Consider the following 17,080-nt stretch of genomic DNA (forward strand, 5'->3'; position numbering starts at 1 on the left):
TTTATCCAATTATATGCATTTTTATGATTGGATCAATAAAGCTGCATGCAATTTCAAATGTTGCTTCTATACTCAATTCTGACGTATCAAGCAAGTGGGCGTTTTTTGCTGGTTTTAGTGGACTTTGTTTGCGCGTTATATCGCGACTGTCGCGCTGTTCAAGTTGAGCTAGGATTTCATGATAATTTGCTTGAACACCTTTTTTTAAAATCTCTTGGTAGCGGCGTTTGGCGCGTGTTTGAACATTGGCTAGAATATAAAACTTGATATCGGCATCAGGACAAACAATCGTTCCGATATCACGCCCATCAAGCACACAGCCGGGCAAAACTTTAGCAAAGTTGCGTTGTTTTTCGACAAGAATTTTGCGTACAGCAGGGTTAATTGCTATTTTTGAAGCCGCTTCACCAAGTTCATGAGAAGAAAGAAGAGCAGGATTTAAGGTGTTAAAATCAAGTCCTTTAGCATAAATAATAGCATTTTTTTCATCATTAAGAGCTAAATTTTGCTGTAAAAGCGTATGAGCAACACTACGATAAGTAAGACCAGTATCGAGATGACGAAGGCGATAATGTGCAGCAATTTTGCATGCTAAGGTTCCTTTGCCTGAGGCAGCAGGTCCATCAATGGCGATAACAAAAGGCTTCACGCGATTTTTCCCCCAAGTTGTTTTATAAAAGGAATAAATTCTGGAAAGCTCGTAGCAATCATTCGTTTATCATCAATGGTAACAGGTTTTTCTGATACAAGCCCAAAAATGAGAAAACACATAGCAATTCGATGATCAAGATGTGTGGCAACATACCCACCCCCCAAACCTTTGGCAGAACCTTTTCCATAAACAATAAGAAAATCTTGACCTTCTTCACAGTCTACGCAATTAATTTTTAATCCTTGAGCAACAGCAGACAATCGATCTGATTCTTTTACACGCAATTCTTCAATTCCTAGCATAACTGTTTTGCCTTCTGCAAAGGCTGCTGCTACTGCCAAAGCAGGATATTCATCTATCATCGATGAAGCACGTTCTTTGGGCACCGTAACGCCTCTAAGGACCGATGATTTTATCCGTAGATCAGCAACATCCTCTCCACCTGTTTGACGTCGGTTCAAAAATTCAATTTGAGCACCCATTTCCCACAATGTTTCGATAAGTCCTATTCGAGAGTTATTTATCAAAACATTTTCAATGGTGATATCAGAGTCTTCTATAAGAAGGGCTGCGATAATTGGAAAAGCAGCAGAAGAAGGATCACCCGGAATATGAATCGTTTGTCCAGTAAGATGGGGTTGACCATTAAGATAAATCAAACGCGCACCTTCGTTATCTTTTTCTATTTCAAGTTGCGCACCGAATGCTTTTAACATTTTTTCCGTATGATCTCGTGTCAGAACTGGTTCAATAACAGTTGTAGTGCCGGCGGTATTGAGTCCAGCAAGCAGGATTGCTGATTTAATTTGGGAGGAAGCTATTGGAACACGATAACGAATCGGATTAGCCATTTTCGGACCATAAAGCGTTAAAGGAAGGTGATCGTCGCGCGTTGCCTCAATTTCAACCCCCATGAGACGCAGTGGATCAAGGATACGTCCCATTGGACGTTTAGAGAGAGAAGCATCACCAATAAAGGTTGTTTTCATATGATACGGACCAACCATTCCCATAACCAAACGAGCACCTGTTCCAGCGTTTCCAAAGTCTAAAGGTTTTTGTGCAGCTAAAAGGCAACCATTCCCTGTTCCTCGTATGATCCAGAAGTCTTCTTTTTTAATAATACAGGCACCCATAGCTTGCATAGCAGCAGCTGTATTGAGTACATCAGCGCTTTCAAGTAATCCATGAATATATGTCTCACCACTTGCTAATCCTCCCAATATAAGAGAGCGATGAGAGATTGATTTATCTCCTGGTATTTGAATTTTTCCAGAGAGACTACTCGATTTATAGGTGGTTATAGGGATTGCTTTTTGCATGGAAATTCTATTTAATTCTATCTAACTTTTATCAAATTGTGCATCCTTTAGCACATGCTTTAAAAGACGTCATGAAAAAATCACTGTGGAACAGTGTATTTATCTTTGACAAAGGTATTATTTTTCGATTAAGCACCATAAAATTTATCTTTTAATGGAATAATAGTTAATCAAAGAGGCACGGTTTATGGCAAAACAAGAACTTGGAACTAAACGTGTTGATCCAGAAACAGGAAAAAAATTTTACGATCTAAATCGCGATCCTATTGTGTCGCCCTATACAGGAATTTCTTATCCGCGTTCTTACTTTGAAGTTGCAGCAGCTGAAGCAAATAATGAAGAAGAAGTTGATACTGAAGAGCTTGATACAGCACTTGAAAAATCTGCTTTTATGCTTCTTGAAGATGATGATGTGGATTCTAAAGATGACGATCTTCCTGATTTAGAAGATAGTGATGTAGATCTTGGTGATGATGATGATACATTTTTGTCTCATGATGGTGACGATGAAGATGATGACGTTACTGATATTCTCGGAGGCGGTGTTTCTAATGATGACGATGCTTAAAAGAAGTAAAAGAGGACATCTTTTCCATTGAATGTAAATTCTTCTTGATCTTCAATTTTGATCGTTCTAGAAAAGCTGGAATTGTATACTGTCTTTTTGGGACAATTTGTTTTTATAGGGGCTATAGCTCAGCTGGGAGAGCGCTTGCATGGCATGCAAGAGGTCAGCGGTTCGATCCCGCTTAGCTCCACCAAAAAGACCAACTGTTCTATCAAGGGAATCAATTATAATAAAAGATGTGTGCATCAATTTAAAAGGTTTATGTGCTATTTAATTATCATTCCAATAGCGCCTGTTCCTTGCATTTTAATGATATTATAATACATTTTTAATCATTTGTTGGATTATAAAATTTACTGTCGCAACCGTGAAAGTAGATAATTTTTTTATGCTTTGCACAGAAATAGAAAATGAGCTGTTTAACCTGCGCCTTGTCTTAAAGGACAAAATTTGAATTTCCTTTACCACAATATTTCCACAAATATCATAATATGTTGGTTACCGGTATCTTTTTAAAAGATATGAAGTACTTAAACAAAGAGTAGAGAATAAAATATTAAAATATACTTCTCAATTATTGCGAATCAGAACTTTTTTCGAGTATTTTTAGCTTGATCAGATGTTCTGCCAATTAAAAATTATCCACCTTGAGTAGCGTATACCTGCTCAATACTAAGGTATATTAACACTTAAATAATATATTGAATCAATTAATTTTTTCCTTGCACGTCACAAACAAGGTCGAGGTGTAAGAGCAAAGTGGTGCCATCATTATATGTGCTAATTCCCAATGTTACGGATAATTCTTACATTTGAGAATGTATGTTCATAAAAAAACATTTTTAGTCTTTTCTTTCACAGTTTTTATCCACATACCCATTGTGCTTGTTATGTGCAAGCCAATGGTTTTATTGATTCAGCCTCAAGAAATCTGAAACGATAAAACCCTACGCCATTCGAGATTCTTACTTTAATATGAATAACGATATATTATCTTTATAAATCAACATCTTAAACCATTTAAGAAAAAGAATAAAAATGCTTCTCATAAATATTCTCAAATGCAAAAGCTATCACAACATTGGAGACTGACTTGTTACTTCATAGGCGTTACAAATCTTTCTCTGAATACTCCCTACCCTGAGTATTCATTGTGTGTAAAGTTGCATATACCTTATCATCCTATAAACGGGAGTGTTTTTACAATACAATAAGATAACTTCTTTCAATTAAGATGAACTGGATGGACGAGTATGTTTTATTTCATACAATACTAAATACACTTAGTTTTTTTGAAGACTGTAGCGCCCTCTTTATACAAAACAACGTTTTTTCGTTTAATGCATTTCTCGTTTTTTTATATTGAATATTTTACCCTTTTTATGATGCCCGAATTGCATTTGTTTTAATTGCTATTTTATACGCTTAACAAAGAAAATATTCATATAATAATCAACCAGTAATACGCATAATGAAAATAAAAAATGATATTATATTTTAAAATTTTTCTTCAATAACCTCTAGTACTTAGCCCAATGCGAAATGCCAACACTAAATAGAAGATGGTTTCTATTATAAATTTTTTTAACAAAGGAGGTAAAAATGTCGAGAGTATCTTCAAATATATTGTGTATTGCAAAAGCTTTCTGTCGCTTGAGTTTATTCTAAAAAATAACAATTTATTTCATTGAACGATCGGAAAAACGACACTATTTTATCATATTATGCGGAATTTTGCTTTTGAATAATTTTATCCCATCAATTCCCTGATTGAGATTTTCAAAAATCTTCCCTAATGCCATCCACATCTTTTTAATTGCTGTTCATAGAGCCTCGATATCCTTGCCATGCGCTGTGCTGTCTGTGAAAGCGCAGCACTGACATGCCCACCACTACGTGCATAAGCACCATGCCCCATATGATAATTTAAATAAAGGCTATATGCATCATCAAACCTCACCCCATTGCGTTGAACACTTTGGCTATGATACCAAGCAACAAAATCAGCAGCATCTGCGAAATTCGTACGCCATGCAAAAGACTTTCCTGTAGAGCGAAGATACATTGCCCATGTACTATCAAGCGCTTGAGCATAACCATAAGCTGTCGACCGACGCTTCCATGGAATAAAACCAAGTAGTTTTTTGCGTGGAGGACGTGCATTGTGACGAAAGCTCGATTCCATCTTAATGGTTGCAAGAATAATAGGCATAGGAATTCCATAGCGCATTTCCGCTCTTTGAGACACCTTACCCCAATTGTCAAAAAAACCATTTTTTTGTGCTAAAATAGCACAAGCATTATTTGTGTGGATGGGAGTGGTTGTTGCACATCCCTCTAGCAAAAACACCAGTGCCCCTAAAAACAAAAGGTGTCGCATATTCCTATTCCTCTCGTTTAAGAAATAAAACAAGATAGAGATACTAAAAAATGATTACCAATCAATAAAGAACATGATCTAACTTGTAATATTTAAGAAGCTTGCTTTGCTTTATTCCTCATCAGCAAAACGCAATGTTTGCGACTGAGCCAATGTTGTCATTTTTGTTGGTTCAGAGTAATTTTCTTTTAATTCGACAGTTTCAATGCGATTTGCCCGTTTCATGATTTTGGAGGACGATATCAAAATTCCCTCTATATCTTCACCTGCTTTATGAAAGTGCTTCTGTAGTGCGCGAACACGCGTATCCATTCGTCCAAAATCTTCCATCAATTTTGCTACTTCTGATTGAATTAAATGCGCTTGTTCACGCATCCGCGCATCTTTCATAATGGTTTGTACCACTTGGACAGAGAGCATCAACAAAGATGGTGAAACAATAATCACATGGGCTCTATTGGATTTTTGTACCAATGCCTCAAAGTCCTCATAAATTGTTGCGAAAATCGATTCAGATGGCACAAAAAGGAAAGCAGTGTCATGGGTTTCTCCAGGAATCAAATATTTTTGTGCAATATCACGAATATGAACTTCCATATCGGTACGAAATTGGCGTTCTGCCTCTTGACGCTCTTGCGCTGATTCTGCCTTACGCATAGCATTCCAAGCTTCCAGAGGAAATTTAGCATCAACAACAAGAGAAGGAGCTTTATTGGGCATATGAATGAGACAATCTGGGCGCTTTCCATTGGAAAGAACAGCCTGAAAAGCATAAGCGTTTGTTGGTAAGGCATCGGCAATAATTGCTTCCATCCGCCCTTGACCGAAAGTACCACGCGTCTGCTTATTGCTTAAAATGGACTGCAACTGAACAACTTGTCCCGTAAGCGATTGAATATTATTTTGTGCTGCATCAATCACTGCTAAACGTTCTTGCAAACGATTCAAATTTTCATAAGTGGATTTGGTCTGTACCTGAAGTGTTTGGCCTAAGCTTGTTGTCATCCCATTGAGTTGCTCACTGAGTGATTTATTCAATTCAGCTTGCCGTTGACCAAAAATTTCCGCCATCGTTTGCATTCGTCCTTGCATTTCAGCTTGTGTTTTCAGCAAAGTAGCCATCTGCATTTGTGCCTCACGTGCGCGTTCAGCAATTTCATTTTCCAAAAATGCTTTTTTTCGATGAGAATGTATCAACATAAAAAATGCCAAACAGACAAGTATAAATAAAAGCAAAAGCATTAGTTTAGAAAAAAAATCACCAGCGAGTATGGAAAAAAACGAATCAAACATAAATTGTAATATAACGCTCTTATTGTAAAAAAACGCAAGAATCCGTTATTCAATATTGACCAATAACAAACCATTGATTAATCTCTACTTATGCCAATGAGATCTTTAGTTACTTTACCTGATCCGATTTTACGGGAAGTGTCCAAACCTGTTGAGCAGGTCGATTCAGCTCTCCAAAAACTTGCGGATGACATGTTGGAAACCATGTATAATGCTAAGGGCGTTGGTCTTGCTGCTATTCAAATTGGTATACCGCTACGTATGTTGGTTATAGATGTCTCTGGAAATTCTGAAGATGAGCAGAAAAAACCACTTGTTATTATCAACCCTGAAATTTTATGGCTTTCAGATGAGCGTAATATTTACAAAGAAGGTTGTCTTTCTATTCCTGATTATTTTGCAGAGGTTGAACGTCCTAAACGCCTTCGTGTTCGCTATCAGAACCGTGAAGGAAAACAAACAGAAATTGAAGCAGACGATCTCTTAGCAACTTGCTTGCAGCATGAAATTGATCATTTAGATGGGCGCCTTTTTATTGATTACATTTCAAAGATCAAACGCGATATGGTGATACGAAAATTTAAAAAACGCGCAAAAGAAAAAAACATGCAGGAAGCAGTTTTGTAATGGCTTTACGATTAAGTTTTATGGGAACACCAGATTTTTCTGTTCCTATTTTACATGCTTTACTGGATGCAGGTCATGATGTTGTTGCTGTTTATAGTCAACCCCCTCGCCCAGCAGGACGTCGAGGGCTTAAATTAATCCCCTCACCTGTTCACAATGTAGCAAAAAAGAAATCCATTCCTGTCTTCACGCCTCAAACACTTAAAACAGCCGAACAACAGGAGCAATTTGCAGCACTTTCTGTTGATGCTGCTATTGTCGTGGCTTATGGACTCCTTTTACCTAAAGCTATTCTCGAAACGCCGCGTTTTGGTTGTTTTAATGCCCACGCTTCACTCTTACCACGTTGGCGTGGTGCTGCGCCTATTCAACGAGCAATTATGGCTGGTGATAAAGAAACAGGTATCATGATCATGAAAATGGATGAAGGACTTGATACGGGGCCTATCGCTCTTTCTCGCTCCATCCCCATTACTGATAACACCACCACTGCTGAGCTTTCAAACAGACTTTCACATATTGGCGCAGAACTTATGGTAGAGACTTTATCAACTCTTGAAAAAGGACAACTTAAACTGACCCCACAATCAGAGGAAGGCATTACCTATGCGGCCAAAATTAGAAAAGAAGAGACCCGCATTGATTGGACAAAACCTGCAGAGTTTATTCATAGGCATATTCGCGCGCTCTCTCCCTCTCCTAGTTGCTGGTGCAACATGAATATCGGTGGACGAGAAGAACGTGTAAAAATTCTTGATAGTCGCTTAACAACAGGTCCTTCTCTTGAAATTGGACGGATAGAACCAGATTCTTTGATTATCCATTGTGGGCAAGGACGGATAGAAATAACCTCTCTCCAAAGATCTGGCGGTAAAATTCTTGAGTGCGCAACATTTTTGCGAGGTGCTCATATTTCTGCTGTTTTTTAAGATGCCACGTTTTAAACTCACTCTTGAATATGATGGTTCAAATTATGCTGGTTGGCAGCGTCAAGCAAAACTTCACACTATACAAGGAGCTCTTGAACAAGCACTCTTTTCCTTTAGTGGACAACAATTGACCATAACAACAGCAGGACGAACGGATGCAGGAGTACATGCTACGGGACAAGTTGCGCATGTTGATTTTGAAAAAAACTGGCATCCCCATACTGTACGTGATGCGCTCAATGCTCTTTTACGAAAACAGGGAGAAGCAATTTCAATCCTAAACGTAGAAAATGTCCCTGATGACTTTGATGCACGATTTTCCGCTATAAAACGCCATTATCTTTTTAAAATACTTAATCGTCGCTCTCCACCAGCCTTAAATGCCAAACGCGTGTGGTGGTTGCCAAAGCCTCTTAATGCTGACGCCATGCATGAAGCAGCGCAAAAGCTTGTAGGACAACATGATTTTACAACTTTCCGTTCAGCACACTGCCAAGCCAAAAGCCCTATTCGCACCCTTGAACGCCTCGATATTCAAAGAGAAGGTGAAGAAATTTTCCTTTATGCACAAGCTCGTTCTTTTCTTCATCATCAAATCCGTTCATTCGCAGGAAGCCTCATGGAAGTGGGTATTGGACGTTGGACAGCTCAAGATCTCGAAACAGCTCTTCATGCTAAAGATCGTAAACGTTGTGGTGTTGTTGCCCCCCCCGCAGGACTTTATTTAACCAAAGTAGAGTATTAATGATCCTTCAAGAGTGAACATCTCAAAAGTCGTTAAAGCAGTTTATAAAAAGAACGAATTTCTTCAAAAGCTTCTGCTGCTGTATTAACAAATTTTACAAAATTAATATCAGTAGGAGAAATTGTACCTTGTGCAGACAGATACTCAAAATTGACAGTATTGCTCCAAAATTCTTTGCCAAACAATAAAATTGGTACCTGTTTCATACGCCCCGTCTGTACTAAAGTTAATGTCTCAAACAGTTCATCCAGAGTCCCAAATCCTCCAGGGAAAATGGCTAGGGCTTTCGCTCGTACTAAAAAATGCATTTTGCGCATCCCTAAATAATGAAAATTGAAACATAAATGCGGCGACACATACGAATTAGGCTCTTGCTCATGTGGTAAAATAATATTCAAGCCAATCGTTGGAGCACCAACATCACAAGCACCACGATTTCCCGCCTCCATGATTCCTGGTCCGCCCCCCGTAACAACCACAAATTCACGATATTGTGTCGTAGCAGAATAAAGTGAGCACAAACGTGAAAACTCTCTTGCTTCATCGTAATAATGTGACATAGCATGCAAATTTTTCTTTTGTATTTCATTCTTTGCAGCCCACGCTGCTTGCCCAGGTTCAGGAATACGCGCACCACCAAACAAAACAACTGTTGATTGAATATCATATTCTTTAAGGGTTATTTCCGGCTTTAAAAATTCAAGACTAATACGTTGTGAGCGCAGCTCTGGACGCATCATAAAATCTTGATCGATATAGGCTAAACGATAAGTAGACGAACGCACTTGTGCTGAATTAGAGACTTTATGGATCTGTTGTAGAGCATCCTTCGTATGGAGAAGTGGTGTCCAGTTTTCTTGCTCCCTTTTTCTTTTTTCTTTACAGCCTTTTTTCATGCACCTGTCCTACTTCCTCATCGTTTTATTGACTGAACACATTTCTTCGCGTAGTTCATAGAGAATAAATCTTGAAGCTTTCAACTTGTTTAACGGAACTCTCGTCATGACCCATATCACACAACTTGAAATTATTATCGAACAAGCTTTTGACGATCGCGATTCCATCGATACTACCACAAAAGGCGAAATACGTGAGAGTGTTGAACATGCATTGAACCTTCTTGATAAAGGTGAAATCCGTGTTGCAGAACGACAAAAAAATGGACAATGGCATGTTCATCAATGGTTGAAAAAAGCGGTTTTGCTCTCTTTTCGGCTTAATCCTATGCAAATTATTACTGGTGGAATCAATGGGACACATTGGTGGGATAAAGTTCCTTCAAAATTCTCTGGTTGGCAAGAGGCAGATTTTAAAAGTGCTGATTTCCGTTCCGTTCCTGGAGCCATTGTACGTCATTCTGCTTACATTGCACCCAATGTTATATTGATGCCATCCTTTGTCAATCTTGGTGCTTTTATCGATGAGGGCACAATGGTTGATACATGGACCACCGTTGGTTCTTGTGCACAAATTGGTAAACATGTCCATCTTTCTGGCGGTGTTGGTATTGGAGGTGTTTTAGAACCACTGCAAGCAAATCCAACAATCATTGAAGATCATAGCTTTATCGGTGCTCGCTCTGAAATTGTTGAAGGCTGTATTATCCGTGAAGGTGCTGTTTTGGGAATGGGAGTCTTTATTGGAAAATCAACAAAGATTATTGATCGTACAACAGGTGAAATTTTTATTGGTGAAGTACCAGCCTATTCAGTGGTTGTACCAGGTTCTCTCCCTGGAAAACCTTTACCAAATGGTGAAGCAGGACCTAGCCTTTATTGTGCTGTTATTGTAAAACGCGTTGATCAAAAAACACGAGAAAAAACATCCATTAATGATCTTTTACGTTCTTAGACACAAGATTAATGCATAATAATATTTCATCGTTTTTTAACTTGAATAATAACCTCGAATACAAGGATTCTCTCATTTCAAATCCTTTCATAGTGAATCAATCACTATCATTTCCTTACACATTACAAACGCAGTTGGTGTGTGGGTAAGAAACACTTTAAGAAAAGAGTGAAATACTTTTAATGAATTCTCTCAAATGATAAGGACTGTCATAATATTTTGAGCTGAAAAAGAGTATGATGGGTACGCTTTGCACCTTTCTGACGCGTAAAAGCGGTAATGCCAAATGGATTTTATATCATTCACAGTGTATTTTACGTTATATTTTTCATAGCCCCCGTTGTGAAATGGAGTTTGATGTATTGAGTGATGATTTACGAAAACGAGCACGCCAATATGCAACATAAATGTATTTTGTTTAAAGCATTCTGTTTTACGTGAGAAAGTGACACCATTACGCAATACACAAAAACATGAAGCACGGCGCAATTCTATTTAAAGTATCCTTTAAACACCTGAACCAATCGACAAAAGCAAAAGCGCAATCAATGAGAGAAAATACCCTTTTTTCATTATTTGTTCATTTTGAGCGCTTGAATAAATGCCGATTGTGGAATTTCTACTTTTCCAAATTGGCGCAGCCGCTTTTTGCCTTCTTTTTGCTTTTCCAAAAGTTTGCGCTTACGCGTAACATCACCCCCGTAACATTTCGCTGTTACATCTTTACGCAAAGCACGAATCGTTTCGCGCGCTATAACTTTACCACCAATAGCCGCTTGAACTGGAATCTGAAACATATGCTGAGGAATAAGATCTTTCAGTTTTTCACACATTGAACGCCCGCGCTTTTCTGCAATCGTGCGGTGAACAAGCATCGATAATGCATCAATAGGCTCTCCATTCACCAAAATAGACATTTTAACTAAATCACCTTCTGCATAATCTGTCATTTGATAATCAAAAGAAGCATAACCCTTTGAAATCGATTTTAGCCGATCATAAAAATCAAAAACAACTTCATTCAGTGGTAAATCATACGTTACCATAGCACGGGTTCCAACATAGGACAAACCAACCTGTACCCCACGCCGCTCTTGGCATAGCTCTAAAATTGACCCAAGATAATTATCAGGAGTCATGATTGTCGCTCGAATCCATGGTTCTTCTATGGAAGAAATTTTAACCACATCAGGCATATCCGCTGGATTGTGCAACTCTTTAACAGAACCATCATTCATATTCATGCGATAAACAACTGAAGGTGCTGTCGCAATTAAATCCAAATTAAACTCACGCTCTAATCGCTCTTGAATAATTTCAAGATGCAGAAGTCCCAAAAAACCACAGCGAAAACCAAACCCCAAAGCCGCAGACGTTTCCATTTCAAAAGAAAAACTCGCATCATTTAAGCGTAATTTGCCCATGGCTGCACGCAAATCATCAAAATCGGCAGCATCAATTGGAAAAAGTCCACAAAAGACAACAGGTTGCGCCGGCTTAAAACCAGGCAAAGCATTTTCACAAGGACGACGCTCTTCAGTAATCGTATCCCCAACCCGTGTATCTGCTACCTCTTTGATAGAAGCAGTGATAAAACCAATCTCGCCTGGTCCTAATTCATCAACCTGTACCATTTTAGGTGTAAAAACCCCAACGCGCTCAACTGGATATTTTGCTCCTGTACCCATCATACGAATGGTTTGTCCTTTTTTTAAAATACCATCTATCACCCGTACCAAAACAATGACACCAAGATAGGCGTCATACCAGCTATCAACCAACATTGCTTTCAAGGGATTTGCAACATCGCCTGTATGTGGAGGTGGTAATTGTGCAACAATTGCCTCTAGAACATCAGGAACACCCAAACCTGTTTTTGCTGATATTTCTACTGCTTGAGATGTATCAATGCCTATCACATCTTCAATTTGTTCTTTAACACGCTCAGGTTCTGCTGCTGGAAGATCAACTTTATTGAGAACAACAACCAACTCATGGGAATTATCAATGGCTTGATAAACATTTGCTAACGTCTGCGCCTCTACGCCTTGACTTGCATCCACCACCAACAGAGAACCTTCACAAGCTGCCAATGAACGCGAAACCTCATAAGCAAAATCCACATGACCAGGTGTATCCATAAGATTTAAAATATAGGTTTCACCATTCTTTGCTTTATAGTGTAAACGTACCGTCTGTGCTTTAATAGTAATTCCACGTTCACGCTCAATATCCATGGAATCGAGTACTTGTTCTTTCATCTCACGTGTATCAAGCCCACCTGTTATTTGAATCAAACGATCAGCTAAAGTGGATTTGCCGTGATCAATATGCGCCACGATGGAAAAATTACGAATATAATTACGATCTATTGTCATATAAGGCGATTTAGCAAAGAATAATACAAAACGCAAAGACCAATTATGCTCCGGCTTCTATCAAAAGAATATAAACCTAAAAAGCTTCTCAAAACACAACTTTTTATAGCCTAAAAAATGAGGCTTTTGTTTGCTAAATTAAATCCAAGGGTGCTAAAATGATCCTTTCACATCTTATTTGATAACTCATATGCTGTAGTAAGCTGGCACCATCACACACTTTGCCAACCTCCAATATTACGACGATCCTTTACACTTGAAAAAGTTTATAAGAGATATGCCTTTCTTGTACAGTCTTTACCCACATGCCCCCCACCCACTTGTGATGTGTAAGAAAGTGATTTGGATTGATTTAACATGAAAATGATTTGAAGTGAGAAAGTTTTACAGTATTCAGGGTTCTAACTCAATGTGAATAATGATATATTATAATTATAAATCAATGTATTATCATATTTATATGATGGGCGTGTATATCATTTAGGCTTGCAATAAATTCGCAAGAAATGCTTTTTTATTTGTATGCAATAATCTTCTTTTTTAGCAATCTTATATAAGATAACATGAATATCGAGGGAGTTTCTTCTCAATTTTTAAAACTTTAGAAATATGCTCTATTGAGTGATGTTTTTATATAACTCCTTCCTTCCTCTATTAAAGATAAAACACACCAATCCTCTTTGATTCATTGGATAACGCATTGATTTATAATGATGCTCTGTGGTTTTTCTATACTTCATGTGGACCGTCAATGAATATGATGTATATTGAGAAAATTATCTTTTAAAAAACGATTTAATGTACAACGTTATGGGGTACTTTGGACGTTCTATTTTGCGTGAGAAGCGTAACTCTATTAAAGGACAAAAGAAATAACGTGCGACAGTGCATAGTTTTCATTATTCAAAAACATTACCGTAGATGTTTTTGAAAGTTGTAAAGCCGAATTTAAATATAGGCGTTAATTTTTACCTTTATATCACCTCATGCTTTGGCTCAATAAAGGTTGTCTGCCCGTTTCAGAAGTTAGGCAAACAGATAGAAGCATACTATTTCTCCAATTTGGCATGCAAAAGCTGGAATAACTTATAGAACTTCTTAATCATCTTAATATTAAAAAAGCCTTAAAAATGAAAACTCTACAAGAAAAAATCTCATGCAATAAAATCATAATAAAAAAATGTATAGCTAATCAATTTTTTTAATTGCTTTATTTTTTTTACGCCATTGTGAAGGTTGTAATTCAGCCACAATGATCCCAATCAGAATAAGCAAACCGCCTAATAAAGCTAAGGGAGATAAATGTTCTCCAGCCAAACGCCCAACAATACCAGCCCATACTGGTTCACCTGCGTAAATGAGTGTCGCACGCGTAGGGGAAATAGACTTTTGTGCCCAATTCATAGCTAATTGAATAATGGCACTCATTAATGCCAATCCTATACCAATATTAAACCACACCCACGAAAATTCAGGAATGCTTTCACCCATCAAAGGCATACAAGCAAATGAAAAAAAACCACTAAAAAATAACTGAATAATGGTTACACGCCGACTATCAACCTTGTTCGCAAAAATTCCGATGAGTATGACTTCTCCAGCAATCGCTAAAGCGCCTAACAAAGTTAAAATTTCGCCTTTTGAAAAATCAAAATTTCCCGGCTTTTGTCCTGAAATCAATACAAGCCCAATAAAAGCGAAAATAATACCAATCCAACAAGCTAAACGGGGAGGTTTTTTAAAAACAATCCATTGCAAGATTGGAACCATCGGTACATAAAGCGCTGTGATAAAAGCTGACTGACTACTAATAATTGTTTGAAGTCCAGCTGCTTGAAAAGCATAACCAAAAAACATGGCTAAACCTATCGCCATCCCAGCGAAAACTTCATAAACAGTTATACCTTTTATAGAGCGCCAAAAAATTACCCCACATATAAGAGATGCAACAATAAAACGAAATCCAACAAAAAACAGAGGACCACTATAGCGTACCGCAATGTGAATGACTAAAAATGTAATGCCCCACAATATTGTCGCAGTAAATATTGCCAATTCTGGCTTACTTAATAAAGGATATTTAAACTGTTTTAGATTCACCATGAAAAACTTTCTCTTCCAATTTTCCCCACAATTTATGAAACAATAAGCGTTCCAACTCCCTGTTCGGTAAACAGCTCTAGTAAAACAGAATGAGGAGTTTTACCATTTAAAATGACAACACCTTCCACACCATTTTGAAGGGCTTTTATACAAGTCTCTACTTTTGGAATCATACCTCCTGAAATTGTCCCATTTTTAATAAATTTTTCAGCTTCAGAAACTGTCAATTCTTTTAAAAGTTTACCCTGTTTATCCAAAACACCAGGAACATCAGTGAGAAATAAAAGGCGTTTAGCCTCTAATGCACCAGCAATAGCTCCAGCAAAAATATCAGCATTGATATTATAAGTTTTACCATCGCGTCCTGGAGCTACAGGAGCAAGAACTGGTATCATTTCAGAAGATGCTAAAAGATCTAGCAATGTGCGATCAACTTCAACAGGCTCACCAACAAACCCCAAATCTAAAACACGTTCAATATGCGAATCAGGATCAATGACAGTTTTATAAGCCTTTTCGGCAAAAACCATATTGCCATCCTTGCCGCATAATCCTATTGCCCATTCACCCTCAGCATTGATGAGAGCAACAATTTCTTTATTTATGGAACCCGCTAAAACCATTTCAACCACTTCAACGATCCGCTCATCGGTTACCCGTAGTCCGTTTTCAAATCGCGATTCAATCCCCATTTTCATTAAAATTTCAGCAATTTGAGGCCCACCACCATGAACAACAACAGGATTAATTCCCGATTGCTTTAATAGAGCAATATCACGCGCAAATGCTCGCCCCAAATCAGGATCACCCATAGCATGGCCGCCATATTTTACCACGACCGTTTCATTTTCATATTTTTGCATATAAGGTAAAGCAGACGATAAAAATGCTGCTTGTTTTTCCAAAACATCTACATCACCGTTTTTAGCATCATCCATCAATAGAGCCTCCTCATCACTTTTTACCATCTCTTAATGAAATTTAGGAAAAGTGAAAACAATAAAACCAAACTTTACTCTATCCACCCCCTCCCCTGAAAATCGTCAATTTTTCTCTAAATTACGAAAAAGGAATAACGAAATGAAATACAAAATACTTCCTTTAAAAATTGACAGCGAAAAATTAAACAAAATAGACGTAAAAAAATGTCATTATTTTATGATCTTATATATAAAATTGAAAAGCAAAATTTTGAAGCTAAGCCGTACATTCAACTCATTAGTTTATCCCTATGGATACTTAACAATGAATAGGAATATATACAACCATTGATTTTGTAAGATAAAAATAAAGTTTCTTATCATAATAAAATTAACATATTCCCAAGATAAGAAATCACTCAACCGCTTTATAGCTTATCTCAATAAACTATAACTTTGGTTTTAAAAATTTGACTTTTTCTCAATCATTAAACATGAGGAAATGTCAACTGAACGCTCCTCATGGAGAATTATAATAAATTGATTTATAATAATAATTTATCTTTTTATATCGTAAAATTGAAAAAAGGCTTTGCAAAATTATCATATATTTTGATTTTATTGCGAGTAGCTCTTCAGAAGCATTTTCGTAAAAGCATTTAATTGTTTAGATTACTCTCTTCGTAAGGTTTTATAAAACTTCTCATTTTTCATGATCTGTCATTAAGTTTTTCTTTCTGCATAGCGATACACGCTTGAATTATTCAATGTTTTTTAGAATTTTTAATTCTTTTAATTATGTTATTTTATGAAAAAAGATTCATTTCGTAAATTTCCCTTTCCATATCACTAATCAATTTCAACAATATATCGTGCTGTTTTCTAAGCATATTGTGCTATTTTTTATTGTATTTATTTTTTCTTTTTAAAGGTAACTTCCTCTATCTTCCCACCAACTTTTTATTATGCCAATAAATTCAATTAAGTGAATTCCATCGAATCTGTTTCCCCACAAGAGAGATACATCGAATACCTCAAAACTTGTTTTGTTATGTCTTCTTTAGCATTCAACACACATTATCTCATTCCACAATTTCTTTGGAACAAAATAAACTTGATTATAGCGTTTTTTATTATCTGGAAGAACTATTTATGACATCAGAAATACAAAACTAAATCCGCATCTAAAAAGACATGATTACTGCTAAAAGCTAAGATGAGGCATGTAAAAGCTATTCCGAATAAAATAACCCTTATTTTAAAGGAAGCAGTGATTAAAACTATGAAAAATGCCAAAAATAAAATCGGTTAT

At 37.1% G+C, this 17,080-nt stretch carries 14 protein-coding genes and 1 tRNA gene; 7 read left to right on the plus strand and 8 right to left on the minus strand.

Going from position 1 to position 17,080, the window contains the following annotated elements; translation table 11 throughout:
- Position 1: 1 nt before the first annotated feature.
- Both cmk and aroA read right to left on the minus strand, forming a co-directional pair.
- On the minus strand, positions 2 to 649 hold the full coding sequence (gene cmk / locus ACFIO5_RS00355; protein ID WP_375633683.1) for a (d)CMP kinase: 648 nt from the start codon (positions 647 to 649) through the stop codon (positions 2 to 4).
- Positions 646 to 1,974, minus strand: a complete 1,329-nt coding sequence (gene aroA, locus ACFIO5_RS00360; protein ID WP_375676934.1) for a 3-phosphoshikimate 1-carboxyvinyltransferase — start codon at positions 1,972 to 1,974, stop codon at positions 646 to 648. The genes cmk and aroA overlap by 4 nt, the downstream gene beginning before the upstream one ends.
- Before the next feature lie 187 nt (positions 1,975 to 2,161).
- On the opposite strand from aroA, the gene ACFIO5_RS00365 reads away from it, so the two are divergent.
- On the plus strand, positions 2,162 to 2,542 hold the full coding sequence (locus ACFIO5_RS00365) for a TIGR02300 family protein (protein WP_375611400.1): 381 nt from the start codon (positions 2,162 to 2,164) through the stop codon (positions 2,540 to 2,542).
- Positions 2,543 to 2,659: 117 nt separating this feature from the next.
- Positions 2,660 to 2,735 (plus strand) — tRNA-Ala (locus ACFIO5_RS00370).
- Positions 2,736 to 4,334: 1,599 nt separating this feature from the next.
- On the opposite strand, the gene ACFIO5_RS00375 is transcribed toward ACFIO5_RS00370, so the two are convergent.
- Both ACFIO5_RS00375 and ACFIO5_RS00380 read right to left on the minus strand, forming a co-directional pair.
- Positions 4,335 to 4,922 (minus strand): transglycosylase SLT domain-containing protein, encoded by a 588-nt coding sequence (locus ACFIO5_RS00375; RefSeq protein WP_375612813.1) that lies wholly within the window; start codon positions 4,920 to 4,922, stop codon positions 4,335 to 4,337.
- 111 nt (positions 4,923 to 5,033) lie between these two features.
- Positions 5,034 to 6,215 (minus strand): DNA recombination protein RmuC, encoded by a 1,182-nt coding sequence (locus ACFIO5_RS00380; RefSeq protein ID WP_375612812.1) that lies wholly within the window; start codon positions 6,213 to 6,215, stop codon positions 5,034 to 5,036.
- A gap of 90 nt (positions 6,216 to 6,305) precedes the next feature.
- On the opposite strand from ACFIO5_RS00380, the gene def reads away from it, so the two are divergent.
- Genes def through truA form a run of 3 tightly spaced genes read left to right on the plus strand, consistent with a single transcriptional unit; the run spans position 6,306 to position 8,516 of the window.
- Positions 6,306 to 6,842, plus strand: a complete 537-nt coding sequence (gene def / locus ACFIO5_RS00385) for a peptide deformylase (RefSeq protein ID WP_375620854.1) — start codon at positions 6,306 to 6,308, stop codon at positions 6,840 to 6,842.
- On the plus strand, positions 6,842 to 7,771 hold the full coding sequence (gene fmt / locus ACFIO5_RS00390; RefSeq protein ID WP_375633681.1) for a methionyl-tRNA formyltransferase: 930 nt from the start codon (positions 6,842 to 6,844) through the stop codon (positions 7,769 to 7,771). Before def ends, fmt begins: the two co-directional genes overlap by 1 nt.
- 1 nt (position 7,772) lies before the next feature.
- Complete coding sequence (truA, locus tag ACFIO5_RS00395) at positions 7,773 to 8,516, plus strand: tRNA pseudouridine(38-40) synthase TruA (RefSeq protein ID WP_375633680.1); 744 nt, start codon at positions 7,773 to 7,775, stop codon at positions 8,514 to 8,516.
- Between the two features lie 32 nt (positions 8,517 to 8,548).
- On the opposite strand, the gene ACFIO5_RS00400 is transcribed toward truA, so the two are convergent.
- Positions 8,549 to 9,412, minus strand: a complete 864-nt coding sequence (locus tag ACFIO5_RS00400; RefSeq protein ID WP_375633679.1) for an LOG family protein — start codon at positions 9,410 to 9,412, stop codon at positions 8,549 to 8,551.
- A 106-nt stretch (positions 9,413 to 9,518) separates the two neighbouring features.
- On the opposite strand from ACFIO5_RS00400, the gene dapD reads away from it, so the two are divergent.
- Together dapD and ACFIO5_RS00410 are read left to right on the plus strand one after the other, a co-directional pair.
- Positions 9,519 to 10,367: a 2,3,4,5-tetrahydropyridine-2,6-dicarboxylate N-succinyltransferase gene (dapD, locus tag ACFIO5_RS00405; protein WP_375633678.1), complete on the plus strand. Its 849-nt coding sequence runs from the start codon at positions 9,519 to 9,521 to the stop codon at positions 10,365 to 10,367.
- A gap of 236 nt (positions 10,368 to 10,603) precedes the next feature.
- Positions 10,604 to 10,774 (plus strand): hypothetical protein, encoded by a 171-nt coding sequence (locus ACFIO5_RS00410; protein ID WP_375671727.1) that lies wholly within the window; start codon positions 10,604 to 10,606, stop codon positions 10,772 to 10,774.
- A 165-nt stretch (positions 10,775 to 10,939) separates the two neighbouring features.
- Here the strand turns inward: ACFIO5_RS00410 and lepA are convergent, their stop codons facing one another.
- From lepA to argB, 3 genes are all read right to left on the minus strand, one after another.
- A complete protein-coding gene (lepA, locus tag ACFIO5_RS00415; protein ID WP_375633739.1) occupies positions 10,940 to 12,745 on the minus strand; it encodes a translation elongation factor 4 in 1,806 nt (601 codons plus the stop codon).
- 1,188 nt (positions 12,746 to 13,933) lie between these two features.
- A complete protein-coding gene (locus ACFIO5_RS00420) occupies positions 13,934 to 14,848 on the minus strand; it encodes a DMT family transporter (protein ID WP_375617501.1) in 915 nt (304 codons plus the stop codon).
- 32 nt (positions 14,849 to 14,880) lie between these two features.
- A complete protein-coding gene (gene argB / locus ACFIO5_RS00425) occupies positions 14,881 to 15,786 on the minus strand; it encodes an acetylglutamate kinase (RefSeq protein WP_375633738.1) in 906 nt (301 codons plus the stop codon).
- Positions 15,787 to 17,080 lie beyond the last annotated feature (1,294 nt).

This window comes from Bartonella sp. AA86SXKL (genome assembly GCF_042196885.1).

Coding starts and splice junctions, on each gene's coding strand:
- truA (WP_375633680.1), top strand. CDS start 7,773: ATGCCACGTTTTAAACTCACTCTTGAATATGATGGTTCAAATTATGCT.
- ACFIO5_RS00375 (WP_375612813.1), bottom strand. CDS start 4,922: ATGCGACACCTTTTGTTTTTAGGGGCACTGGTGTTTTTGCTAGAGGGA.
- ACFIO5_RS00410 (WP_375671727.1), top strand. CDS start 10,604: ATGATGGGTACGCTTTGCACCTTTCTGACGCGTAAAAGCGGTAATGCC.
- ACFIO5_RS00365 (WP_375611400.1), top strand. CDS start 2,162: ATGGCAAAACAAGAACTTGGAACTAAACGTGTTGATCCAGAAACAGGA.
- lepA (WP_375633739.1), bottom strand. CDS start 12,745: ATGACAATAGATCGTAATTATATTCGTAATTTTTCCATCGTGGCGCAT.
- argB (WP_375633738.1), bottom strand. CDS start 15,786: ATGGATGATGCTAAAAACGGTGATGTAGATGTTTTGGAAAAACAAGCA.
- dapD (WP_375633678.1), top strand. CDS start 9,519: ATGACCCATATCACACAACTTGAAATTATTATCGAACAAGCTTTTGAC.
- ACFIO5_RS00400 (WP_375633679.1), bottom strand. CDS start 9,412: ATGAAAAAAGGCTGTAAAGAAAAAAGAAAAAGGGAGCAAGAAAACTGG.
- aroA (WP_375676934.1), bottom strand. CDS start 1,974: ATGCAAAAAGCAATCCCTATAACCACCTATAAATCGAGTAGTCTCTCT.
- ACFIO5_RS00380 (WP_375612812.1), bottom strand. CDS start 6,215: ATGTTTGATTCGTTTTTTTCCATACTCGCTGGTGATTTTTTTTCTAAA.
- ACFIO5_RS00420 (WP_375617501.1), bottom strand. CDS start 14,848: ATGGTGAATCTAAAACAGTTTAAATATCCTTTATTAAGTAAGCCAGAA.
- fmt (WP_375633681.1), top strand. CDS start 6,842: ATGGCTTTACGATTAAGTTTTATGGGAACACCAGATTTTTCTGTTCCT.
- def (WP_375620854.1), top strand. CDS start 6,306: ATGCCAATGAGATCTTTAGTTACTTTACCTGATCCGATTTTACGGGAA.